Annotated in this window: 17 protein-coding genes; 5 read left to right on the top strand and 12 right to left on the bottom strand. The window is 67.7% G+C overall.

The window, feature by feature from the left end:
* Positions 1-131: 131 nt before the first annotated feature.
* From AB0I94_RS25475 to AB0I94_RS25465, 3 genes are all read right to left on the bottom strand, one after another.
* A complete protein-coding gene (locus tag AB0I94_RS25475) occupies positions 132-998 on the bottom strand; it encodes a carbohydrate ABC transporter permease (RefSeq protein ID WP_363311956.1) in 867 nt (288 codons plus the stop codon).
* On the bottom strand, positions 995-1,963 hold the full coding sequence (locus tag AB0I94_RS25470) for a sugar ABC transporter permease (protein WP_363311954.1): 969 nt from the start codon (positions 1,961-1,963) through the stop codon (positions 995-997). The genes AB0I94_RS25475 and AB0I94_RS25470 overlap by 4 nt, the downstream gene beginning before the upstream one ends.
* 93 nt (positions 1,964-2,056) lie before the next feature.
* Positions 2,057-3,376 carry an extracellular solute-binding protein gene (locus AB0I94_RS25465; protein ID WP_363311953.1) on the bottom strand — a complete coding sequence of 440 codons (1,320 nt, stop codon included), beginning with the start codon at positions 3,374-3,376 and terminating at the stop codon, positions 2,057-2,059.
* Between the two features lie 269 nt (positions 3,377-3,645).
* Here AB0I94_RS25465 and AB0I94_RS25460 point away from each other — a divergent pair, with 269 nt between their 5' ends.
* Complete coding sequence (locus AB0I94_RS25460) at positions 3,646-6,057, top strand: glycoside hydrolase family 2 protein (RefSeq protein WP_363311952.1); 2,412 nt, start codon at positions 3,646-3,648, stop codon at positions 6,055-6,057.
* Positions 6,054-7,091, top strand: a complete 1,038-nt coding sequence (locus AB0I94_RS25455) for a LacI family DNA-binding transcriptional regulator (RefSeq protein ID WP_363311951.1) — start codon at positions 6,054-6,056, stop codon at positions 7,089-7,091. Before AB0I94_RS25460 ends, AB0I94_RS25455 begins: the two co-directional genes overlap by 4 nt.
* A gap of 39 nt (positions 7,092-7,130) precedes the next feature.
* On the opposite strand, the gene AB0I94_RS25450 is transcribed toward AB0I94_RS25455, so the two are convergent.
* The 3 genes from AB0I94_RS25450 to AB0I94_RS25440 all read right to left on the bottom strand — a co-directional run bounded on the left by AB0I94_RS25450 (position 7,131) and on the right by AB0I94_RS25440 (position 10,412).
* Positions 7,131-8,150, bottom strand: coding sequence for a LacI family DNA-binding transcriptional regulator (locus tag AB0I94_RS25450; RefSeq protein ID WP_363311950.1), 1,020 nt, complete (start codon positions 8,148-8,150; stop codon positions 7,131-7,133).
* Between the two features lie 90 nt (positions 8,151-8,240).
* On the bottom strand, positions 8,241-9,578 hold the full coding sequence (locus AB0I94_RS25445) for a cellulase family glycosylhydrolase (protein WP_363311949.1): 1,338 nt from the start codon (positions 9,576-9,578) through the stop codon (positions 8,241-8,243).
* A 477-nt stretch (positions 9,579-10,055) separates the two neighbouring features.
* A complete protein-coding gene (locus AB0I94_RS25440; RefSeq protein WP_363311948.1) occupies positions 10,056-10,412 on the bottom strand; it encodes a MerR family transcriptional regulator in 357 nt (118 codons plus the stop codon).
* Positions 10,413-10,837: 425 nt separating this feature from the next.
* Between AB0I94_RS25440 and AB0I94_RS25435 the strand changes: the two genes are divergently transcribed.
* Positions 10,838-11,743, top strand: coding sequence for an NADP-dependent oxidoreductase (locus AB0I94_RS25435; protein WP_363311947.1), 906 nt, complete (start codon positions 10,838-10,840; stop codon positions 11,741-11,743).
* 131 nt (positions 11,744-11,874) lie between these two features.
* On the opposite strand, the gene AB0I94_RS25430 is transcribed toward AB0I94_RS25435, so the two are convergent.
* Together AB0I94_RS25430 and AB0I94_RS25425 are read right to left on the bottom strand one after the other, a co-directional pair.
* Positions 11,875-12,078 (bottom strand): hypothetical protein, encoded by a 204-nt coding sequence (locus tag AB0I94_RS25430; RefSeq protein ID WP_363311988.1) that lies wholly within the window; start codon positions 12,076-12,078, stop codon positions 11,875-11,877.
* A gap of 55 nt (positions 12,079-12,133) precedes the next feature.
* Complete coding sequence (locus tag AB0I94_RS25425) at positions 12,134-12,655, bottom strand: HAD domain-containing protein (protein ID WP_363311984.1); 522 nt, start codon at positions 12,653-12,655, stop codon at positions 12,134-12,136.
* 190 nt (positions 12,656-12,845) lie between these two features.
* Here AB0I94_RS25425 and AB0I94_RS25420 point away from each other — a divergent pair, with 190 nt between their 5' ends.
* Together AB0I94_RS25420 and AB0I94_RS25415 are read left to right on the top strand one after the other, a co-directional pair.
* Positions 12,846-13,220: a DUF3662 domain-containing protein gene (locus AB0I94_RS25420; protein ID WP_363311946.1), complete on the top strand. Its 375-nt coding sequence runs from the start codon at positions 12,846-12,848 to the stop codon at positions 13,218-13,220.
* A gap of 332 nt (positions 13,221-13,552) precedes the next feature.
* Entirely contained in the window at positions 13,553-15,205 is a 1,653-nt protein-coding gene (locus tag AB0I94_RS25415) for a methyltransferase domain-containing protein (protein ID WP_363311945.1), read from the top strand.
* 189 nt (positions 15,206-15,394) lie between these two features.
* Here AB0I94_RS25415 and AB0I94_RS25410 read toward each other — a convergent pair whose 3' ends face one another.
* The 4 genes from AB0I94_RS25410 to AB0I94_RS25395 all read right to left on the bottom strand — a co-directional run bounded on the left by AB0I94_RS25410 (position 15,395) and on the right by AB0I94_RS25395 (position 22,116).
* Entirely contained in the window at positions 15,395-16,687 is a 1,293-nt protein-coding gene (locus AB0I94_RS25410; RefSeq protein ID WP_363311944.1) for a bifunctional GNAT family N-acetyltransferase/ATP-binding protein, read from the bottom strand.
* Positions 16,688-17,245: 558 nt separating this feature from the next.
* Positions 17,246-17,941, bottom strand: a complete 696-nt coding sequence (locus AB0I94_RS25405; RefSeq protein ID WP_363311943.1) for a L,D-transpeptidase — start codon at positions 17,939-17,941, stop codon at positions 17,246-17,248.
* Positions 17,942-18,377: 436 nt separating this feature from the next.
* Positions 18,378-20,129, bottom strand: a complete 1,752-nt coding sequence (locus AB0I94_RS25400) for a glycoside hydrolase family 18 protein (RefSeq protein WP_363311942.1) — start codon at positions 20,127-20,129, stop codon at positions 18,378-18,380.
* A 1,075-nt stretch (positions 20,130-21,204) separates the two neighbouring features.
* Positions 21,205-22,116 carry a GNAT family N-acetyltransferase gene (locus tag AB0I94_RS25395; RefSeq protein ID WP_363311940.1) on the bottom strand — a complete coding sequence of 304 codons (912 nt, stop codon included), beginning with the start codon at positions 22,114-22,116 and terminating at the stop codon, positions 21,205-21,207.
* Positions 22,117-22,242: the final 126 nt, after the last annotated feature.

Raw genomic sequence — 22,242 nt, 5'->3', positions numbered from 1 at the left:
ACGCCGCGAGGGGCGGCTGGCGGCTGCCCCTCGCGGTTGGCTGACTGACGGTCTCGCTATGGGGTTCGTAGTAGTCGTAAAGCGGATGATGCCGCAGGCGAGTCACTGGCCCTGGGCAGCTCACCGTGAGACTACTTGGTCGCCCCCTGCGCGAAGCCGTTGTAGATGTAGCGCTGCAGGAACAGGAAGATGAGCAGAGTCGGCAGGATCACGAGGATCGCCCCTGCCGAAATGGCTTCCCAGTGCGCGCCGAAAGGCCCTTTGAAGCGGAACAGGGCCGTGGAGATGGTCCCCTTGTCCTCGGACGGCATGTAGAGGAACGGTATGTAGAAGTCGTTGTACGTCGTGATGCCCTTGACGATGACGACAGTGGCGACCGCCGGCTTGAGCAACGGGAAGATGATCTTGCGGTAGATCGTGAAGGTGTTGGCGCCGTCGAGCCGGGCCGCCTCGTCGAGCGAGGTCGGAATGGAGCGGATGAACTGCAGGAAGATGTAGATGGACACGATGTCCGTGCCCATGTAGAGCAGAATCGGCGCCCAGCGGCTGTCCACCAGGCTGAAGCTGTTGACCACTTGGAAGGTGGCGACCTGCGTCGTCACACCCGGGACCAGCGTGGCGATGAGGAAGAGAGCCATCACCGTCTTCTTCATCCGGAACTCGAAGCGGTCGATCGCGTACGCGGTCATGGAGCCGATGAGCACGGTGCCGGTGATGGAGAACAGCAGGATGAACGCGGTGTTCCCGAAAGCCCTCAGCATCTCGCCGTCGTTGAACGCGGTCACGTAGTTCGAGAAGTTCAGCCAGTCATGGGGCAGGCTCAGCGCGCCGCCGTCGCTCACCTCCCGAGAGGATTTCAGGGAGGTGAGGAAGATGACGACGAGAGGGACCAGCACCACGAGCGAGGCGACGACCAGGGAGAGGTACGTCAGGGCCGTGCCGATGCGGGGTCGCCGCCTGCGGGACGTCGGGCGGTCGTCAGTGGTGAGCGTGGTCATACGAGGTCCACCTTGTCGTCGGGCACAAGGCGGCGCTGGATCCAGGTGATCACCAGAATGATCAGGAGCAGCACCACGGCGCAGGCCGAGGCCAGGCCCGTCTTGTTGAACTGGAAGGCGAGCTTGACCGTCTGGATGACGAAGGTCGAAGTGCCGGTCGCGCCGCCGGTCATGATGTACGGGATCTCGAAGACGGCGAGCGAGCCGGAGATCGCCAGGATGACGCTGAGGCTCAGCACGGGTCGGATGCTGGGCGCGATGATGTGCCGGAACTGCTGCCAGCGGCTCGCCCCGTCGAGTTGGGCTGCCTCGTAGAGCTCTCCGGGGATCGACTGGATCGCACCCAGGAACAGGACGAAGTTCAAGCCCGTGAAGCGCCACACCGACACCCCGGCCAGTGAGGTGTTGGCCGACTCCGGATCACCGAGCCAGGCGTGGTCACCGCCGACCCCGAACCACGACAGGACCGAGTCGAGCGTGCCGCCGTCCTGGAAGAAGTACAGGAAGACGAAACCGATGGCGACGCCGTTGATCAGGTAGGGGAAGAACAGGATCCCCTTGAAGAAGTTGCGGAAGCGCAGGTCGAAGCTGAGGATCGTCGCGAAGTACAGCGCGATCACGATCTGCACGGCCGACGCGGCCAGATAGTAGAAGCTGACGAAGAACACCCGGAAGAGCTCGGGCCGGGTGAAGAGCTGGGTGTAGTTCTCGAACCCGACGACGTTCCGGTCGGGGCTGACGCCGTCCCAGTCCGTGAAGCTGTAATAGATCATGTTGCCCACTGGCACGTAGGTGAACGTGATCAGCAGCGCCAGCGGTGCCAGCAGAAACAGCCACGGAGTGATCCTGCGCAGCGGGTGGTCGCGCCAGGAACGGGTGGGCGGGCCGCCTCTGCGGGAGCGCCGGCTGACGGGGGCGGCACGGAGTGCGGGTGTCGGCGGCGCTTTGGACGTGGTGTCGGTCATGTCGAACGGGACCTTTCGTGATCCGTGTCGAGCGTGATGCAGAAGTGGGGCCCGGCCCCGCGGACGGTGCGGGGCCCCGTGCTCGTGTCCGGGTCAGTGGCCCGCGGCGGAAGCCGCGTCGTCCCAGCGCTCGTCGAGATCGTCGAAGTAGTCCGCCAGGGAACCCTTCTGAGCCCCGCGCGCGATGTCGATCAGCTTCTGCCGGTAGTCCTGCTTGGCGAGGCCGATCTCGGAGGCGTTGTCGATGGCATTGACCTGCTCGGTCTTGGCCTCGGACCGCTCGATGAGCTTGACATCGTTGTCTTCGTAAGGTTTGAGGACATCGGGGTAGCCCATGGAGGTCAGGGCGGAGACTCCGCCTTCCTTGGCGGCGAAGCCGGACTCCTCGGTGAACCAGTCGATCCAGGCGCGGGCGGCGCTCTTGTTCTTCGAGTGCGTGTTCACGGCCAGCTGGTAGTCGGAAAGCATCGTCGCGCAGAACTTGCCGTCCTTCTGCACCGGGACGGGCATGAAGCCGATGTCATCCGGGTTCCGACCCGCCTTCTTGGCGGCGTCGCGCATCTGGTTCACGGCCCAGGAGCCGAGCAGCATGCTGCCGATCTCCCCCTTGGCCAGATCCGTCTTGGACGTCTCCCAGTTCGTGGTCGTGGGGTCCTTCTCGGACAGCTTGTCGTGGACGATGTCGTAAAGGAGGGTGTCCAGGACGTTCAGGTCGCTGCCCTTGGTCCACGGCTTGTCGGAGGTCGCGAGCGCGTCCGAGGCGTTCGCGTCGCAGCTGACCGAGCCGATGCTGTTGGTCCAGGGGCTGCTCAGCGGCCAACCGTCCTTGAAGTTGGTGTAGTACGGGGTGGCCCCGGTCTTCGCCCGGACCTTCTTCAGGTCGTCGAGGAACTGCGCCGGAGTGGTCGGCCAGTCGGTGATGCCCGCCTTCTTCCACACCGCCTTGTTGTAGACCAGGCCGTTGACGGTGCCGAAGTTGGCGATGCCGTACGTCTTCCCCTTGACGTCGGTCTTGCCGGTGAAGCGGTAGCTCCGCGCCATCTCCTTGGTGTCGCCCAGCGGGGCGAAGAACTTCGGGTAGTCGCCCTTGGCTATCACCGACGGGATCAGCAGGACGTCACCGTAGTTCTCGGTGTTCATCCGGATCTTCACCTCCCCCTCGTAGTCGGTGATGCCCTGGAACTTCACCGTCACCTTGGGGTGGGTCTTCTTGAACTCGGCGGCGTACTTCTTCATCGTGCCGTCCTGCACCAGGTCGGTGCGGTTGGTCAGCACGGTGATGGTGCCTGACGCTTTTCCGGGGTCGGAGGGCGCGGTAGCGGCCTCCCCCGTCGAGCCCCCTCCTCCGCCACATCCCGCGACGGTCAGCATCGCGGTGGCAAGCAGCGCGGCGCTCAGCGGCTTCTTCCTCATGTGCCCAACTCCTTCCAAGGGTTACGGCTCAGGCCCAGCGGCTGACGGCACTATGTCAGCCATCCGTGAACCGGTAAAGCACTGATTTCCGGCACGATGCCTAATCGTTACCCGCCGACCCGGTGCCTGGCTGCAGGCAAGGCCTCCAGGCTGCAGGGTTGCGTGCGGCGATGATCGCTTGTGAGGGCTGGACCGGTTAATCAAGTGCGGGTTAAGTTGGCGGGCGTTGCGCACGACCAGGGCCTGCGCCTGTCTGATTGGAGCCGCTGATGAAGCACATCGTCCAGCTGACCGAGGGCTGGCACGTCAGCCACGAGGGGAGAAAGCTCGAAGCACGCGTCCCCGGCTGCATCCACACAGATCTGCTGGCCGCGGGCCTCATCCCCGACCCCTTCCTCGGCGCGAACGAGCACGAGGTGGAATGGGTGGGACGGCGGGCATGGACCTACACGCGTCAACTGGACGACGCCGCATGCGACACGACATCACACGAGCGCACCGACCTGGTCTTCGACGGGCTGGACACCGCCGCCCACATCGTCCTGGACGGTCAGGAGTTGGGGCGCACGCGCAACATGCACCGCGCCTATCGGTTCGATGTCACGGGACGCGGGGGCGAGTTGAACGTCACGTTCGCCTCCGCCTACGACGAGGCCGCCTCCATAAAGGAGCTGACGGGCGAGCGGCCGAACGTCTATCCCGAGCCGTTCCAGTACATCCGCAAGATGGCCGCGAACTTCGGCTGGGACTGGGGGCCGACGGTGGTCACCGCGGGCATGTGGCGCCCGGTCCGGCTCGAGCGCTGGTCGACGGCGCGCATCGAGCGGGTACGCCCGCTGGTGACCGTGGACGGGACGCGCGGTCGCGTGGAACTCCGAGTCGATCTCGAACGCACCGCCTCAGGCGCCGGTCGGCCCCTCACCGTGCACGCCACGGTGGCGGGGGTCACGGTGCGCGCCGAAGCCGATGACAACGCTGTCACGCTCGTGCTCGACGTGCCGGACGTGCGACTGTGGTGGCCGCGCGGATACGGCGAACAACCCCTGTACGACGTCGAATTGACCCTCCTCGACGGTGACAGGGTCCTGGATGGCTGGAAGCGGCGGGTCGGCTTCCGCACCGTCGATCTGGACCGCGCGCCCGACGAACACGGCACCGGGTTCACGTTCGTCGTCAACGGTGAGCGGATCTTCGTACGCGGTGTGAACTGGATCCCCGACGACGTGCTGCCCTCCCGGATCACACCCGAGCGCTACCGCACCCGCCTGGAGCAGACCGCCGCCGCCAACGTCGACCTGGTCCGCGTCTGGGGCGGCGGCATCTACGAGGACGACGCCTTCTACGACGCCTGCGACGAACTCGGCCTGATGGTCTGGCAGGACTTCCTGTTCGCCTGCGCCGCCTACCCGGAGGAGCAGCCGCTGCGCGGCGAAGTGGAGGCCGAGGCCCGCGACAACGTCGTACGGCTCATGCCGCACCCCAGTCTCGTGCTGTGGAACGGCAACAACGAGAACCTCTGGGGATTCCGGGACTGGGACTGGGAGCAGCCCCTCGCCGGGAACTCCTGGGGCGAGGGCTACTACCTCGGACTCCTGCCGCGCGTCGTCGCGGAGTTGGATCCCACACGGGCCTACAGCGCGGGCAGCCCGTGGTCCGGCTCATGGGACCACCACCCCAACGACCCCGACCACGGCACATACCACTCGTGGGAGGTGTGGAACCGCCAGGACTACACCGAGTACCGCGAGAACGTGCCCCGCTTCGTCTCGGAATTCGGCTGGCAGGCACCCGCGGCGTTCGCCACGCTGCGCCGCGCCCTGCCCGGCGAGGACCTCGCATCCGATTCACCGGGCATGCTGCATCACCAGAAGGCCGAGGACGGCAACGGCAAACTGAACCGCGGCGTCGAGCGTCATTTCGCCTCGCCCGAGAAGGACTTCGACCGTTGGCACTACCTGACCCAAGTCGTCCAGGCCCGCGCCGTCGCCACCGGAATCGAGCACTGGCGCGCCAACTGGCCCCGCTGCGCCGGCACCATCGTGTGGCAGATCAACGACTGCTGGCCGGTCAGCTCCTGGTCCGCGATCGACGGCGACGGCCGCCTCAAGCCGCTCCACCACGAGCTGCGCCGCGTCTACGCCGACCGCCTCCTGACCCTCAAGGCGGGATCTGACGGCCCCGAGCTCGTCCTGGCCAATCAGGCAGCTGAGCCCTGGGGTTGTGACGTGACGCTGCGCCTGATGCGGAGCGACGGCACGCTCGCCACGCGCGTCTCGCTCGGTTTCACGGTGCCCGCCCGCGAGGTCCTGCGGCTGCCGGTCCCGCCGGAGGTGCAACCTGCGGCGGGCGCTACGAAGGAGTACTTGGTGGCCGACGCCGACGGGCTGCGCGCGCTGCATTTGCCTGTTCGGGACAAGGAGTTCGGCTACCCGGCACCGCGGTTCGACATAGCGGTGGAGACCGTGGGGCAGGACTGGGACACGGTCGATGTCGTGGTGAGTGCGCACACGCTCGTACGGGATCTGCTGCTCCAGCCCGATCGCCTCGCGCCGCATGCGACCGCCGACCGCGGCCTGATCACCTTGCTGCCCGGCGAGCAGACCCGCATTCGTGTGCGCGGGGCCGGCGGTGTGGGTGCCAATGCGTTCCGCGCCGCCCTCTTCTGTGTGGAACCGGCGTGAGCGCCCCTGTCCAACGCGTCACCATCAAGGACGTCGCGGCCGCGGCCGGGGTATCCAAGGGAGCGGTGTCGATCGCGTTCAACCACAAGCCCGGCCTTGCCGAGGCCACCCGGGAGCGCATCTTCGCCGCCGCCCGGGAGCTGGCCTGGGCACCCAACTCCTCGGCCCGGAGCCTGTCGACGCAGCGGACCGACACGATCGGCCTCGCGCTGTGCCGGCCTGCCCGGCTGCTGGGCCTCGAACCGTTCTACATGGAGTTCATCTCCGGCATCGAGAGCGTCCTGGCCGAGCGGTCCTGCTCACTGCTGCTGCGTCTGGTCAGCAGCCTGGACGAGGAGATCTCCGTGCAGGAGACATGGTGGCGAGAGCGGCAGGTCGGCGGATCCATCCTGGTCGACTTCCACCAGGGCGACCCGCGGGTCGAACCGCTCAAGCAGCTCGGCATCCCGGCCGTGGCGGTCGGCCACCCCGACCTGACCGGCGGCATCCCATCGGTCTGGACGGACGATGCCACGGCGATGGATGAGGCGGTGCGCTATCTCGCCGCCCTTGGCCACCGCCGCATCGCCCGGGTCGGCGGCCCGCTCGGCCTGGGGCACAGCGCCATCCGCGAACGGGCCTTCGAAGGCGCCTTGCAGGAACTGGGTCTGGGCCCTGGAGTCCAGGTGGCGACGGGGTTCGCCGGTGAGGAAGGGGCCCGTGCCACCCGCTCCTTGCTCCTGCGGCCCGAGCGGCCGACCGCGATCGTCTACGACAACGACCTCATGGCCGTAGCCGGGCTCGGTGTCGCCGCCGAAATGGGCATCGCGGTACCCGACGATCTGTCCCTGCTCGCCTGGGACGACTCCCAGTTGTGTCGCCTCACTCACCCGACTCTGTCAGCCATGAGCCACGACGTGCACGGCTTCGGCGCCCAAGTCACCCGCGAGTTGTTCGCCGTCCTGGCCGGACGGGAGGTATCACCCCTGCCGCCCCGGGCCCCCTCACTGACGCCGCGTGCGTCGACAGCCGCGCCTCGTTCGCCGCAGAGCTGATACGCAGCAGGGAGTCGGTCCTCGAGCCACCGGCTCACCTCAGCGGGGGCGAGGTGGGCTGGTGCTTGCCCGGGGCACCAACCGGGCGGCCGCCAACTGGAGATGCTCGACAGGCTCCTTGCCGATGGCGGCCAGCAAGGTCCGCGCGGCACAGGCGCCGTACTCGGGGATGTCCCTTGTCAGAGCGGTGAGTTGAGGCCGCACGGCCTGACTGAAGGGTGAGTCGTCCCACGCCACCAGGGACAGGTCACGGGGAACCTCCAGGTTCAGCTCCTGGGCGACCGACAGACCCGCGACGGCCATGATGTCGTTGTCATAGACGATCGCGGTGGGACGGTCCGGGGCGATGAGCAGCCTGCGAGTGGCCTGTGCGCCGTCCTCACCGGAATAGTCGGTGTGTACCACGGCGGGCTCCGGCAGGCCCGCCTCGCGGCAGCTCGCCTCGAAAGCGGCATCGCGCACGGTGGTGTGCGCGAGGTGGGCGAGTCCCGCCACCCGCGCCACGCTTCGGTGCCCCAGAGCCGCCAGATAGGCAACCGTTTCCCGGATGCTGGCTCCGTCGTCGGACCAGACGGCGGGGACGGTCCCGGCCGCGTGCGGCGGGCCAAGAGCCACCACGGGCATGTCCAGGGCCGCGAGTGCGGGGACGCGGGTGTCGTCGTCGTGCAGGTCCACCAGGAGCGCACCGTCCACCCGGCGCTCGCCCCACCAGCGCCGGTAGAGCTCAATCTCGTCGTCGTGGCTGGTGACGGTCTGCAGCATGAGCGCGATGGAGCGCGGAGCGAGCACCGACTCGATGCCTCCGATGAGTTCCATGAAGAACGGCTCGACGCTGAGGGTGCGCGCGGGCCGGCACACGGCCAGGCCCACGGCTCGGGCCTGCGCGCCGTTCAGCGCGCGGGCGGCACTGCTGGGCCGCCAGCCGACCTCCTGCGCGATGGCCTTGACCCGCGCTCTGGTCTGCGCGGAGACGCCCGGCTGGTCGTTGAGCGCGTAGGAGACCGCGACCTTGGAGACCCCCGCCTGGCGCGCGATGTCCGCGATCGTCGGCCGTTTCATGCGCCCTCCTGCTGTACCGGTTCCGCGCTTCAGCGGCCGACCCTACCGGTCGGCCGCTGAAGGACGTTCATCCGGTCATTGAACCAGGGCTCAGGCGGCGGTGCAGGTCCTGCCGTCGAGAGTGAAGGACGTCGGCGCGGTGTTCGCGCCGGTGGAGGATCCGCTGAGACCGAAGCTCACGGTGCCGCCCGCGGGGATCGAGTTCGTCCAGGACTCGGGGGTGATGCGGACACCGGCGCCGCTCTGGACAGCCTTCGCGTTCCACACCGAGTTGATTTTCTGCTGGCCGGGGAAGGCGAAGCCGAGCTCCCAGCCGTCGATCTTCTTGTCGGACGTGTTGCGGAGGGTGACGTCAGCGTTGAACGAACTGCCCCAGTCACTCAGACGGTAGGTGACGGCGCAGGCGCCCGGGCCGGTTCCTCCGCCGTCGCTGCCGAAGACACTGGCCTCCTTGGCCGTGGCCTTGATGCCGTTGGCCCCGTCGAACAGCCTTTTGCCCCAGTCGGTCAGCCGGCTCGCGTCGAAGTTCTGGACCAGATCGAGGTACTCGACGCCGCCGCCGTTGCCGCTCCAGGACCAGCCCAGGTAACCGATGCCCTTCGACTGGGCGGTGGCCATGATGGCGTCCTCGTCCGGATTTCCGTCGGAGTGCATGTCGCCGAACTCGCCCACGACGATAGGCAGTTTGGCTGCGGCGAACCGATTGAGGTAGTCGCTGACCTCGGCCGGAGTGTCGTAGACGCCGTACATGTGGACGTCGAAGAGGGTGTTGCGGTCGGGGTCCGCGGCCAGCACGTCGGCGGCGTTGTCGCGCATGGTGAAGGACCAGTCCTGGCCCCAGTTGGGGGCGTCGACCATGAGGGTATGGCCCAGGCCCGCGGACCGAAGCCGGCTGATGGCGCTCTTGGTGTCGTTGGTCCAGGCCGTGTAGTTGGTGTTGCCGTGCGGCTCGTTGCCGATGTTGACCAGGACGTACTTCTCCTGGCCGACGAGGGCGCCTTTGACGCTGAGCCAGTAGTCGACGGCCTTGGACAGCGGTATGGCGGCGCCCGCTTCGCCGTAGCCGGTGGTGTCATGGGCTTCCAGGACGCAGATCAGCCGGTTCGCCTTGCACTGGGAGACGACTTTGGTGACATCTGCGGTGTCGTTCTTGGCCCACTGGTCCCCGGTGGCCAGCACCACGCGCACGGTGTTGGCCCCCTTGGCCTTGATGTCCTTCAGTGCCTGGTCGGTCTTGTCCGGGTACCAGGTGTGCGCGTGGTTGACGCCGCGCATCACGAAGTCCTTGTTGTTGGCGTCCAGCAGTCGGCCGTCCTGGATGTGGAAGCCCGGTGCGTCGGCCGCCTGGGAGGACGGGGCGGTGGCGAGGAGTGCGGCGCAGGCGGCGAGGAGGGTTCCCGTCGCGACGGCGGCTCGTATTCGTCTCATCTACAGCTCCTGGTTCGATGGGTGTACCCAGATCTCGGGCAGCCCGAGTCGGCGGCCCGCGGCACGACGTGTCATCAGGGGCGGTGCAGACCGCGCCCGCTGAACCGCGGGTGCGGTTGACCAGGGCGCCCGGTTCGGCGCCTGGTGGACCGCTGCCCGGGCGATGGGGCTCGCCCCGGGCAGCGGCGTCCGAACGGAACGCGAGGAGCCAGTCGGCACGCCCGCCGGCCTGCGACAAGCAGGGGACAGCGGGCCGGTGCTGATGGTTCCGCTCGGCGACGGCCACGACACTAGGGGCCGGGCGGCCGGAGCACAACGCCTGGAACGGAACCGGTTAAGTTTTCATGAACGGGGTCGTTCACCCTTCCCGCATAACGCCGACGAGAATGCCTCCGGATATGCCTGGAGCTTCCCGTGGCCGGCCAGTGCCCGGTAGATGCCGGATAGGCCGGGGCCCCACCTCTCGCGACGGGTTGATCAGTCCTGCGCCACGTTCGCCGCGGTCACATTCTCGATCACGCGGCCGAGTTTGGTCTTGGCCCGGGTCAGGTCGTGGATGCGTGCGGCGATGCGGTCGCGTTCGATGATGAGCTGGTCGAGCATGTCGGGGGTCGCGACGCCGGTGCTCACGCACGGCAGGAGTTCGACGACGGTACGGCTGGAGAGGCCCGCCGCGAAGAGGTCCTGGATGAGCTGGACCCGCTCCAGCGCTTCGTCGGGATAGTCGCGCTGCCCACCGGGCGTCCGCGCCGATTCCAGGAGCCGCTGTTCCTCGTAGTAGCGCAGGGCCCGCACGCTGACTCCTGACCGCCTGGCGAGCTGTCCGATGCGCATGACGCAGGTCACTCCCTTCCCGCTCGTACCTCACGTTGACGTCAGGTTGAGGCTAGCAATACCGGCTCCGGGGCCAGTTTTGAGGGCCGAGAGAACCGTTACCGACGCCCAGGTTGATCACGACCCGGTGGCGGACCCGAAGGCGTTCACTCAGTTCACGTACGCCCGGCAGTCCCTCGCGTCGCGCCGGGATAGCCGAGCCCACCCGAGGGCACATGGGTGTCGACCGTGACGGGCGGCGTGATCCCTCGTAGTGGCGCAGGCCCCACTCTCACCCCCGCCCGCTCGGCAACCTCACCCATCCGCGCCTCCCCCCCCCCTCCGGGCGGCAGTTGCGACTTGCACCTCACGTCAACGTCAGGTTCTAGAGTGACGAGCGTCCGATGAACACGTCATTCCGGCCCGTCAAAGTAAGGCAGACCATCATGCGCGCAGCTCGGTTCCACACATACGGCGGAGCACAGAGTCTGGTGATCGAGCAGGCCCCCGACCCCCACCCCGGACCCGGTGAGATCCGTGTCCGCGTCGCGGCGGCCAGCGTCAATCCCATCGACTGGAAGCTGCGCACCGGCGCCCTGCACCAGCTGCTTCCCCTGGAGCTGCCCGCCATTCCCGGGCGCGACGCCGCCGGCGTGGTCGACGAAATCGGCGACGGGGTGCAGGGGGTGGGCATCGGCGACCGCGTCTTCGGGCTGGGCGGCGTCACCGGCGCGACCGCAGAGCTGCTCATCCTCTCGGCCTGGGCGCACACCCCCGCCACGTGGAACGACGAGCAGGCCGCGGGCGCCGGTCTCGCGTCCGTGACCGCGATGGGTGGACTGAACGCGCTCGGCTCCCTCGCGGGGCGCACCCTCCTCGTCGAGGGCGCCGCCGGAGGCGTGGGCAGCGCGGCAGTCGAGATCGCGGTAGCGCAAGGTGCCACCGTGATCGGGACAGCCAGTGAACGCAACCACGATTTCCTCACCTCTCTCGGCGCCGTTCCCACCACCTACGGCCCCGGCCTCGCACAGCGTCTGTCCGCTCTCGCCCCGCACGGAGTCGACATCGCGCTCGACACCGCGGCCTCCGGCTCGCTGGACGACCTCGTCGCGATCACAGGTGCCCCGACGCGCGTCGCGACGGTCGCCGACCATGCGGGCGGGCAGCGCCTGGGCACGCATGTGGTCAACGCGGAGAACGATTCCACCCTCCTGTCCGCGGCTGCGGAACTGGGCCGGCAAGGCCGCTACACACCCCGTATCGAACAGGCCTACCCCCTGGAGCGGATCGCCGACGCCCACGCGCACGCCGAGCGTGGGCGCACCCGAGGAAAGATCGTGATCTGCATCTGAACTGGCCGATCTGTATCTGAACAGGCCTACGAGGTAGACAACTCGCAAGGTGCGGCCCTGCGTGGCGAGCGTGCCCTCCATCGGTGCCGGCGAGCAGGCGGTCCGGAGCGGCCGATCTCCATGGCGCCTCGTCAAACAGGCCGCCCCCACTCGGGCACCGCGCGAGGCACGGTCAGCGGTAGCCCGGCGCCGATCACCGGCCGGAGTCCGTTCTGGTCGACCAGTCGGCCGAGGGCCGCGAGCTTCGCCCGGCCGGGGCTGACGAAGAAGGAGTCCTCGGCTGCCCTTACGAGTTCGGCGCTGTGGACGATTCCGAGGAGGCCGCGGTGGCACACCGACTGCCTACTGCCCTGGTTGCAGGGATGAGCTGAAGTCCGGCCCGAGGGACGGTTAGGGTCTGGTTGCGCGGAGCCACTGGTCGAGGGTGACGATGTCTTGTTCTGCCAGCCCGTATCGCGGGTCGATGCGGTACAGGAGGGACCGTCGTGGATGGTGGGCCTCGATCCAGGCGCGGTCGCGATCGGTGATCTCGTCGTCGATCCACGCGAACGGGCGTCCGGCCGCCCAGTCCAGCAAGGGGCGGGTCTTCCAGTGGAGCCCGTCGGTCGCGCCGTCGTCGGTGGGGTCGGGCCAGTCCACTACGGGCAGTTCGGGCAAGCCGAGCCAGGGAGCGACGGTGTCATTCGCGTCGGACATCCAGGTGGTGGCCCAGACCAGGGTGCACGGAAGAGTCAGCAGCCGGGGTCCCAGCGCGGGATTGATTCTGGTGATGAGCGGGTTTGTGTCAGCTCGCCGTGACTTTCGCGCACCCTGGTAAATGGGGTAACCGTCGGGGAGGTGCTCCCGTGTTGCTCCGAAGGGAATGAGAGGTCCGTCGACATCGAGGAAGAGCAGGGGCAGTGTAGAGGCGATCACGGCTGAACCGTAGCGGCGCTCGGGATGTCGTGGCAGGCGGGAGGGCGGCCATGGGCTCGTTGATGTCTTTCTCAACTTCACGGAAGGCCAAGTCGCCGCGCATCCGCGTCGCCGCTCGGCGGGTGGCGAGTGGATCCCAGGGCCCGCTTGCGTGCGTGCATCACGTCTCGTCGGGCACCCGGTCGGTATGGGAATCATCAGCACCGTAGAGAACGCCCTGGAAAAGTGGACCGACCCGCTGTGGGAGCGTGTGCTGCCCGGGCAGCGAGACCAGCCCGAAGTTGTGGCCGAACTTCGCCAGACATGCGACGACAATACGGTCATCGTCGATCATCAATGCGTCCTAGCACCCAACACCTACACCCTTGAGCTGCCGCCGGATTCTCACCGGCGACTGGCCACATACAAGGCTCAAGTGCAACGCCAGCTCGGCGCTCAGGTCTGCCGACACGCGGCTGAACAGGGATACACATTTCCCGGTCCGGTCTCGGTGCGCATTCATGCCGCTCCGGACGACGCTGTCGATCAATTTCGGCTGTACAGCGGTGTCGATCCCAGCTGAGAGGAGCGGCCCGCCTCATACGCCCGACGAACAGCCCCGCCTGTCCACCTGCGGCTGACTGTCGACAAAACGGCGATTCGCCCGTGACTGCCCTATATGCGAGAGGCCCGAAATCCTCCGCTGCGCGAAATATTTTTGAGTCGGTAAAGACGCTGGCCAAGGCCGCCTTTCGCAGCAGCACGCTGCCGTATACGAACCTCGCAGGCATGAGACTGCACAGTCCTGGATAGCGATCCGCTCAGACCATGCGGCTCTCAAGGCCTGACGTCCTGCGCCGTCTTGGGGTGCCGCACCAGGGCAAGATTCCTCATGGCGGAAGGGTCCCCATCATCGTGCAACCGGCCCAAGAGTTCGGCGACAACCCTGTCGAAGTACGTGAAACCGGGCACTACACGGAGGAGTACGTCCCCAGCTTCGTCGAGAAATGGGATTCCCTCATAGATTGGGAGAAACGAGCCGAGAGCGAGGGAAGTTTCTTCATCGACCTGCTGCGGAAATGGGGGGTCCGCAGCGTACTCGATGTCGCGACGGGCACGGGGTTCCATTCCGTAGCCTTGCTGGCTGCCGGATTCGAGACCGTCAGCGCGGACGGCAGCGCCGAGATGCTGGCAAGGGCCTTCGAGAACGGTACGCAGCGGGGAGGGCACATCCTGCGGGTTGTTCAGGCGGACTGGCGATGGCTCAACAGAGACGTCCACGGAGAGTACGACGCCATCGTCTGTCTCGGAAACTCCTTCACGCATCTCTTCTCGGAACGTGACCGGCGCAAGGCTCTGGCCGAGTTCTACGCAATGCTCAAGCACGACGGAATTCTCGTACTGGACCAGCGTAATTACGATGCGATCCTGGACGACGGGTACACCAGCAAGCAACGGTACTACTACTGCGGCGAGGACGTCATCGTAGAGCCGGAGTATGTCGATGAGGGCCTGTGCCGTATGCGGTACAGCTTCCCCGACAGCTCGATCTACCACCTCAACATGTTCCCGCTGCGCAAGGACTACACCCGGCGCCTCATGTCCGAAGTGGGCTTCCAGCACATCGAGACCTACGGCGACTTCCAGCACACCTATCGGGGTGAGCAGCCGGACTTCTTCGTGCACGTTGCGGAGAAGGAGTACCGGACGGAGAACCCCGCACCGTACGAAGGCGCGGTCGGCACCGCCCGCAGCTACTACAACTCGCCCGACGCCGACACCTTCTATGCCACGGTGTGGGGCGGCGAGGACATTCATATCGGCCTCTATGAGAGTCCCGTGGAGCCCATCGCAGCCGCCAGTCGGCGGACCGTCGAGCGGATGGCGTCGAAGCTGGAGTTGACCCAGGATTCGGTAGTGCTCGATCTCGGTTCCGGGTTCGGCGGCTCCGCGCGGTATCTGGCAGCGACGTACGACTGCCGGGTCCTTGCCCTCAACCTCAGCGAGGTGGAGAACCAGCGCCACAAGGAGCGGAACTCGGCTCGCGGACTCACCGACAGGATCGAGGTCGTCGACGGGTCCTTCGAGGACATCCCCTACCCGGACGACCACGTCGACGTCGTCTGGTCCCAGGACGCCTTCCTGCACAGCGGCAACCGGGTCCAGGTCCTCGAAGAGATCGCGCGGGTACTGCGGCCCGGCGGCCATCTCGTCTTCACCGACCCGATGGCGGCTGCGGACGGCGCCTGCGCCGACGTGCTGCAGCCGATCCTCGACCGGATCCACCTGGACGACATGGGCTCGCCCGGCTTCTACACACGCGAGCTCGCCCGGCTCGGGTTCACCGCCGTCGACGGCGGTTTCGAAGAGCACCGCGAACAACTGGTGAACCATTACACACGGGTCCTGGAGGAGACCGAGCGCCAAGAGGCCGAAGGGCTGGCCAGAAAGATCAGCCACGACTACCTCACCCAGATGAAGAAGGGACTCGGCCACTGGATCAACGGTGGCCGCGAGGCTCACCTCACGTGGGGCATCTTCCATTTCAGGCTCGGTGGCAACGGCTGAGCCCTGAGCGGCCAGACGACTGAACAGCCTTCCCTCGGCCGCCGTCGCCGTCAGTCGCCGTCTGTCCCCGATGCCCGAACGCGGTGTCGGTGACGGACGGCGGCGCAGGTCCGGCGGCTCAGGACTGGCCGGTGATGGACCGGCGGCGCTGGACCGGCGAAGTCCCGGGCCGCGGGGGCTCATGCTGAGTCAGAATCGGGCGTGGGTGGTGATGTCCGACTCGAACTGGTTGATCATCTGAGGTGTCACCGTGGGACGGCACTGGGCGATCGCCTCCAGATAGTCCGCCGTGATCGCGCCCGGCGATGCCTCCGCGGCAGCCGCCTGCCCGCCGACCGAAACCAGACTGCGCTCGAAGGAGCTCTGGGCGGCGATCCGCGCGGCATGCTCGATGTCAGCGGGCGTGAACAAGTCGCTCATCGCCACCAGCTCGTCGACGTCGACCTCCGCTCGCCCGTCCGTGTAGCGCGCCCAGATCGCCGCCCGGGCGGCCTTGTCCGGCGTACCGATGGGGATCAGGTAGTCGAAGCGCCCGGGACGCAAGAAGGCCGGATCCAGGGAGCGGATCGAGTTCGTCGCGCACACCAGGAGCCGCTCGTCGCCCTCCCGGAAGCCCGGGATGAGCTTGAGCAGTTCGTTGGTCACCCCGTGCATCCCGCCGGGCTGTGCCGGTTCCTGGCGGACCGGGGCGATCTCCTCGACCTCGTCGATGAAGACCAGGACGCGTTCCAGCTCGGCGATCGCCGCGAACGCGGAGCGCAGCGCGGCCGCCAGATTGCCACCGTCGGCCAGCCGCGAGGGCAGGATCTCCACGAACGGCCAGCCGAGCCGCGAGGCGATCGCACGCGCGAAAGTCGTCTTGCCCGTCCCCGGCGGTCCGAACAGGCCCACCGCCCGCGGTGGGCGCACACCGTGAAGCGCCGCACGCTCCGGTTCGGCGAGAGGAAGCACGACCCGCCGCTCGATCAGGTCCTTCTCCCGCTCCATGCCGACGACCTTGGCCCACAGGTCACCGGGCAACAGCCGACCGCCGAGATCGTCCAGAAGGCTGGCGGCCGGCCCGTGCACCGGCTCGACCTTCTCGAAGTAGGCGACGGCAGGCCGCCGGGTGTAGCCCGCGTTGATGAGTCCATCGCCGAAGAGCTCCTCCTCGGGCAGGACATAGGAGATCCGCCCGACCCGCGCGGCGACCAGGCGGCGCTCCAGCTCGACCAGCAGTGCGCTGGCCAGGCCACGCCCCCGCCAGGCCGGGGCGATCGCGATCCGCATCACCCAGGCCCGCTCCCCCGCCACACAAGCGAGGGCCGTCCCGATGGGTACACCCTGGTGGACAGCGACGACGCCCGGCTGGCGTGATGTCAGGGCACCGATGCACTCCGCCACGGAGAAGACGGATTCCTGGCCGAGCTCGGCGGTGGTGTCCATCAGATGTACCACTGCGGCGAGATCGCTCTCGCGGTAGTCATGGATCAGCCAGTTCACAGGGCCCGCCCCTCGATCGTCTTGTTGTCGCGCCGGTGCGGCGAGGCTAGAGGCGGGGGAGGTCACGGGTCGTGTGCCACTGTGCACAAGGCACGAGGGGGCGATGCTACGAACCGTCACTGGGCGCAGGGGCGTCGAGCGTGCACGACGGGTCAGCCAGGAGCGCGGCCACTTCCGGTACGCACGCGCTCCCGGGCCCGCCGGGTCCCGCGCTTCCGACCGCACGGCGTAGTGGCCACATCCACAGCACTCCGCCCTTCCCGTGTTCGCGTACGCGGTAGGCGATCCCGTGGCGCAGGAGTGCTGTCAGCACCGACTTTCCGTGCGGGAGCCTGACCGCGCCCTCGCCGGTCTCGACGTTCCCCGCGAAGCCACCGGGACGCGATCACCTGCCTCGTCACCGCCGGCCACTCCGCGTACCAGGTGCGCACCGTGCAGGTGGAGGGCACTGCCGTACTTCACCTGCACGGTGCGGGGCTTGACCAGCCGCTTCGAGAGGGCGCAGCTTCGTTCGGCGGCACCTCTCGCTCGGCCCGTCGGTTCCGCGAGACCGGCGGATCAGGTGCCCGACTTGCGGCCGTAGACGAAAACGTCGTCGCCCTTGCGCAGCATGTTCCAGTACTGCACGGCGTCCTTCTTCGTCATGTTGACGCAGCCGTGGGAACCCGGCGGGGACCAGACACTGATGCCGACCGAATGGAACGCCTGGCCGCCGTCGAAGAACTGGCTGTACGGCATCGGCACGTGGTAAATGCTCGACACGTGGTCGATGTTGCGCCAGTAGACCTTCTTCAGGCCCGTGCGGGTCTCGTGGCCGTTGCGGCCGGTGCGCACCGGGACCGGGCCGTACTTGAGGGTCTTGCCGTCCTGGATCCAGCTCAGCTGGAGCGTCAGGTCGACACAGGCGATGCGTCCCTTGTTGGTCGGGCACTTGCCCGCCTTGTTGGGGTTGTTGCCCACCGCTTTCTGCTTGTTCATGAGGTTCATGACGCCCCAGGTGACGCTGCCCGCGTACCCGGCGTTCGGAGTGATCTTGTGCTTGGTCTGGAAGGCCTTGATGACCTTGCAGTCGGCTGCCGACTGCTTGCCGTCCACCGGGCGGCCGAGGAACTTCTCGACCTGCTTCTGGTACGGCCCGGTCTGCGTCGAGCACGACGCGGCCTGAGCACTGCCCGTGCCGAGCGCCACCGTGAGCGGGGCCACCAGCACGGTGATCCCCAGAGCCACGGCTCCTCGTCTGCGTATGTCCCCCATTGCTGCCCACTCCTCGTTCGTCATCGGTCCGCGGGTCGGACCCACCTGCTAGACGACGCGGAGCCGGGGTTCGTTGTAGGGCGAATCGCCACAGGTGTGTAACAGCGGGCGATTTGCCACCGGGGCACGCCCCTCAGTGGCCTACCACCTGACCTGTCGGGGCACCCCGGTCACCCTGCTCGCGCAGGACCCGCGTCGGCCACCGGGGCAACCAGAGACTCCTTCGCCTGCATCCGCGCTTCGGGAGGACACTGGTCCGGCGGAGCACAAGTTCTGCGGGGTCCGTAGCGGGCCGACCTTGAGGCGCCAGCGGCCGGCGTCTTGGGCGTGATCGAACCGAGGCCGGAGGTATGAGGATCCTGGGCGGGACGGGCCGTGATAGGTCTGCCCGCCCCGCCAGGTCATCCGTTCGCTCACTCACTCGCGGGCTCGCTCGCTACGGAAGGCTGTGCACCTTCGGGCCCACGGTGTTCGACCACGTGCTGCCCGCCGTCGCGTCCCAGTTCGTGGACCACGTCATGGCGCCCCGCAGCCCCGGGTAGGTCTTGGACGGCTTGAAGGTCCCACAGCCGGTGCCCCTGGTCAGGCAGTCCAGGGCGTTGTTCACGACCGACGGGGCCACGTATCCGCTGCCCGCCCCACGTGTGGACGCCGGGACACCGAGGCCGACCTGCGACGGATCGAGGCCGCCCTCCAACTGGATGCAGGCGAGGGCGGTCAGGAAGTCCACGCTGCCCTGGCTGTAGACCTTGCCGTCACAACCCAGCATCGAACCGCTGTTGTAGTACTGCATGTTGACGACCGTGAGGATGTCCTTCACGTTCAGCGCCGTCTGGAAGTACCCGCCGGACGTGGATTGCATGTCGATGGTCTGCGGCGCCATCGTGAGGACCATCTTCGGGCCCGCCTTCGCGGAGAGCTGGCGCAGCGCCTTGGTCATGTAGGTGGGGTTGAGGCCGTTCTCCAGGTCGATGTCGACGCCGTCGAACCCGTACTCCTGCATCAGCGCATAGGCGCTGTTCGCGAACGCGGTCGCGGAGGCGTCGCTGTTGACCGAGATGGTGCCCTTCTCCCCGCCGACCGAGAGGATCACCGACTTGCCCGCGGCGCGCTTCGCAGCGATGTCCGCCTTGAAGTCGGCGGTGGAGGCGTAGCCGACGGCGGGGTCCAGATTGAAGGTGATCTGGCCTGGTGTGGTGGTGGCGTCGGCGAAGGAGACGGCGATGATGTCGTACTGCGACGACACGTCCCGCAGCTTCTGCACCGTCGCGCCGTTGTCGAAGTTCTGCCAGTAGCCGGTCAGCGCATGCTTGGGCACGGTCCCCCCGCCTCCGCCGCCGCCCTTGGCGGTCCGTGCGGACACCGCCGTCGACTTCGCGGACTCACCCGCCGCGTTCGAGGCGCTCACCTGGAAGCTGTAGGCGGTGTCCGGCGTGAGACCGGTGGCGGTCGTGGAGGCGCCGCCGACCGAGGCCACCTTGGTGCCGTCGCGGTAGAGGGTGTATCCGGTGGCCTTGGACACGGGCGTCCAGGACAGGTCCACCGACGTGGACGTCACCGCGCCCGCCGCGAGGCCGGAGGGCACAGCCGGTATCTCCACCGGGTCGGTGCCGCCGCCTCCGTCGGGTCCAAGGACGCTCACGTCGTCCACGTAGTACGCGCTCTGCCCGTACCAGCCGTGCGTGTAGACGGTGACCGATGTGGTGTTCGCACCGGTCGTGAAACTGGTGGAGAGCTGATGCCAGGACGAGTTGCCCGGCGTCCAGGTCGACACGTCGGTGGTGCCGGTGCCACGGGCACCGAGGTAGGCATAGCTACCCTGCACCCAACTGCTCAGCTTGTACGTCGAGTTGGGCTTGACCGAGACAATCTGGGAACACTCGGCGGTGCCCTGGCCCGACGGGGTGGCCTTGAGTGCCTTTGCGCCGCCGTGCACGGGGGAGGTCACGGCGGCACCGCTGTTCGCGGCGCAGGTCCAGTTGCTCAGGTCCGCCTCGAACCCGGCGTTCTTGGCAACGTTGACGTCCGCTGCCCTGACGTCCGCTGCCTTGGCATGCGGCGCTTTGACGTCCGCCGACTGGGCGGGCGCGGCGAGTGCGGTGACAGCGAGTGCGGCGGCCGCACCGACGGCGATGGCCGCGCCGATCCTGCGGCGCAGGCCGGGTCTGCCCTGACGTACACGGTCCACGAAGTGCCTCCCAAGAAGAGGTGAAGGGCGGAAGTGAGCGATGAGGCTGCCGCCACTGTGGGCATAGTTGGTCCAGACCAATTGACTTGTCAAGACCTCTGACGCGACGACCGGACCGACTCCAGGTCAGCGGCGGCTGGGGGTGGCAGGCCGCTACCCGCCCTGTGAGCGCCTCCGTACCCTGCCGACCGCCTGGGAGTACTTACGTGCCCTGCCGGCCGTGCTGGGAGCGCCTGCATGCCCTGACCGGCACTCAGTTGTCGCCCTGCCCGACACCTCGGGCGTCGGCCCGCGCCGTGTGTGGGTCCCTGCCGCGCTTGAACGCGACAAGGGCGCGATGAGATCAACGGCTGCGTCGCCAGAGACTTCCCGCACTTCGACAGCGAGTGGCCCGTGCATTTCAGTCCCTACTCCTCGAACTCCCTGGACCGCGAGCTGCGCCGCGCGGGGTGAGCAGCGACCTACTGCCGAGGCGATACGTCATGGGCGGACCACCTCAGCCCATCCCCCTCTCCGTCTTCCTCTCCCTCTGCCCGAGCACGCCATGCAGAACGGCGGCTTCGGGGCACACCGGGGAAGACCGGGCTGCGGCCGACGCTTACCGCGCAGTCCTTGGCCGCGTCGAGGAGGGTTTGTCCTACGGGTGCTTCTGCGGCTGGCCGCGGTGATGACGTGCCGGCGCCTTCCGTTGATCTTCTTCCCGCCGTCAAAGCCCCGTGACGACGTAGAAGACCGCATCAATCATCTGCCGATGGCAGTAGCCCTCCGGCTGCCCGCCCCTCCCCTCCATCCAGGCCGGCGCCGGCAGCGCGGCCGCACCACGGCCCACTGTTGAAGACAACCGGCGACACGGCGGCGTAGAACTGCGACAACAGGACCTCCGGGGCAGACGAATTGGCCTCGCAACCCTCGTACTGCACCGGAGGTCCTGCCTTCATGCGCCCAACCGGCCGAAATCACCTGCCGAGGCAACCTGTTCGACCAGCAGCGCCCTCGCGACCGGCAGGACTACGGCTGCCGGGCAGGTGCGCCAGTGATCGCCCACGGCCGCCACTGCTGGTGTCAGCCGGTGATGTCAGCGGGCACTGGAGGCGCTCCGGGCAACGGGGTGGAAGTTGATGCGTTCGCGCACCACGGGGAAACCGGCCTTGGTGAAGTTCGCGGCCATGGGGAAGTTGCCCCGGTCCGTGGCGCCGGTGACGACCTCCGCGCCCTGTTCCACCAGGAAGTGGGTGCACTCGGCGAGGAGGTCGTAGGCGTAACCATGGCCACGATGCTCCGGCAGGACGCCGATGAAACCGATGGTCGGTCCTGAGGGGTTGTGCGCCGGGATGTGGATGCCGGCCAGTTCGCCTTCCGGGGTGCGGGCGAGCTGCCACCATTCCCGCGGGGACGGGCACCAGTGGAAGAATTCCAGTTCTTCCCGCGCGGCCTGGTCGAGGCCGCCCTCCTTGATGGCCTTCAGCGCGTGGGCGTCCAGCGTGGCCGCGTGAATGCGGCGCAGCGCGTCGAAGAAGACCGCGTCGTCGGGTTCGGGGCCGAAGACGAGGCGTCCGGGCCGCTCGGGCAGCCCCCGTTCCGGGGTCCAGCGGTACAGGAAGCGTTCCACCAGGAGCTCGTAGCTGGCGGCCCGGGCGGCGGCGAAGCGAGTCTCGGCGGCCGCGGCCAGGGCCGGGTGCTCGCGCCAGTCGCCGGGCAGGTTGAGCTCGAGTTCGACCCGCCACGGGGCGGAGCGCAGGAGTTCGGCCCCCGCCTCGATCTCGCCCTCGGCGACGTCGAACCAGTTGAGGTTGACGGGTTCCTCGTCATCGGGACCGCCCCACCAGGCGCCGCGGGCGACGACGGCGCCGTCGCGCAGAGCCACCCGCTTCCAGTGGGGGCGGTGCGTGGTCCGCTGGTGCGCGGCACGGGCGTTCAATGGGTCGGGGTGTGCGTCGAACAGATGGGCGTCACTCTCGGCGAGCGCGCGGATGACCGTATCGGTCATGGGTTCCTCCGGGATGCGTACGGCAGGAGCGCTCCCGGTCGGATCAGAGGTGCCACACCGGGGTAGCGGGGAGGGAGCGCTGGATGGTTGAGAACTGCACGGCACTCGCCTCCTTCCGTTCGTCTC

The sequence above is a fragment of the Streptomyces sp. NPDC050147 genome, from assembly GCF_040660195.1.
Classification (GTDB): domain Bacteria; phylum Actinomycetota; class Actinomycetes; order Streptomycetales; family Streptomycetaceae; genus Streptomyces.
The sequence above is the reverse complement of the archived record's forward strand: the minus strand, read 5'-3'. Positions and strand labels throughout refer to the sequence as shown.

What these genes read in the sequence shown, in the direction of transcription:
- AB0I94_RS25475 (WP_363311956.1), bottom strand. Translation starts at nt 998, where the DNA reads ATGACCACGCTCACCACTGACGACCGCCCGACGTCCCGCAGGCGGCGA.
- AB0I94_RS25470 (WP_363311954.1), bottom strand. Translation starts at nt 1,963, where the DNA reads ATGACCGACACCACGTCCAAAGCGCCGCCGACACCCGCACTCCGTGCC.
- AB0I94_RS25465 (WP_363311953.1), bottom strand. Translation starts at nt 3,376, where the DNA reads ATGAGGAAGAAGCCGCTGAGCGCCGCGCTGCTTGCCACCGCGATGCTG.
- AB0I94_RS25460 (WP_363311952.1), top strand. Translation starts at nt 3,646, where the DNA reads ATGAAGCACATCGTCCAGCTGACCGAGGGCTGGCACGTCAGCCACGAG.
- AB0I94_RS25450 (WP_363311950.1), bottom strand. Translation starts at nt 8,150, where the DNA reads ATGAAACGGCCGACGATCGCGGACATCGCGCGCCAGGCGGGGGTCTCC.
- AB0I94_RS25445 (WP_363311949.1), bottom strand. Translation starts at nt 9,578, where the DNA reads ATGAGACGAATACGAGCCGCCGTCGCGACGGGAACCCTCCTCGCCGCC.
- AB0I94_RS25440 (WP_363311948.1), bottom strand. Translation starts at nt 10,412, where the DNA reads ATGCGCATCGGACAGCTCGCCAGGCGGTCAGGAGTCAGCGTGCGGGCC.
- AB0I94_RS25435 (WP_363311947.1), top strand. Translation starts at nt 10,838, where the DNA reads ATGCGCGCAGCTCGGTTCCACACATACGGCGGAGCACAGAGTCTGGTG.
- AB0I94_RS25420 (WP_363311946.1), top strand. Translation starts at nt 12,846, where the DNA reads ATGGGAATCATCAGCACCGTAGAGAACGCCCTGGAAAAGTGGACCGAC.
- AB0I94_RS25405 (WP_363311943.1), bottom strand. Translation starts at nt 17,941, where the DNA reads ATGGGGGACATACGCAGACGAGGAGCCGTGGCTCTGGGGATCACCGTG.
- AB0I94_RS25395 (WP_363311940.1), bottom strand. Translation starts at nt 22,116, where the DNA reads ATGACCGATACGGTCATCCGCGCGCTCGCCGAGAGTGACGCCCATCTG.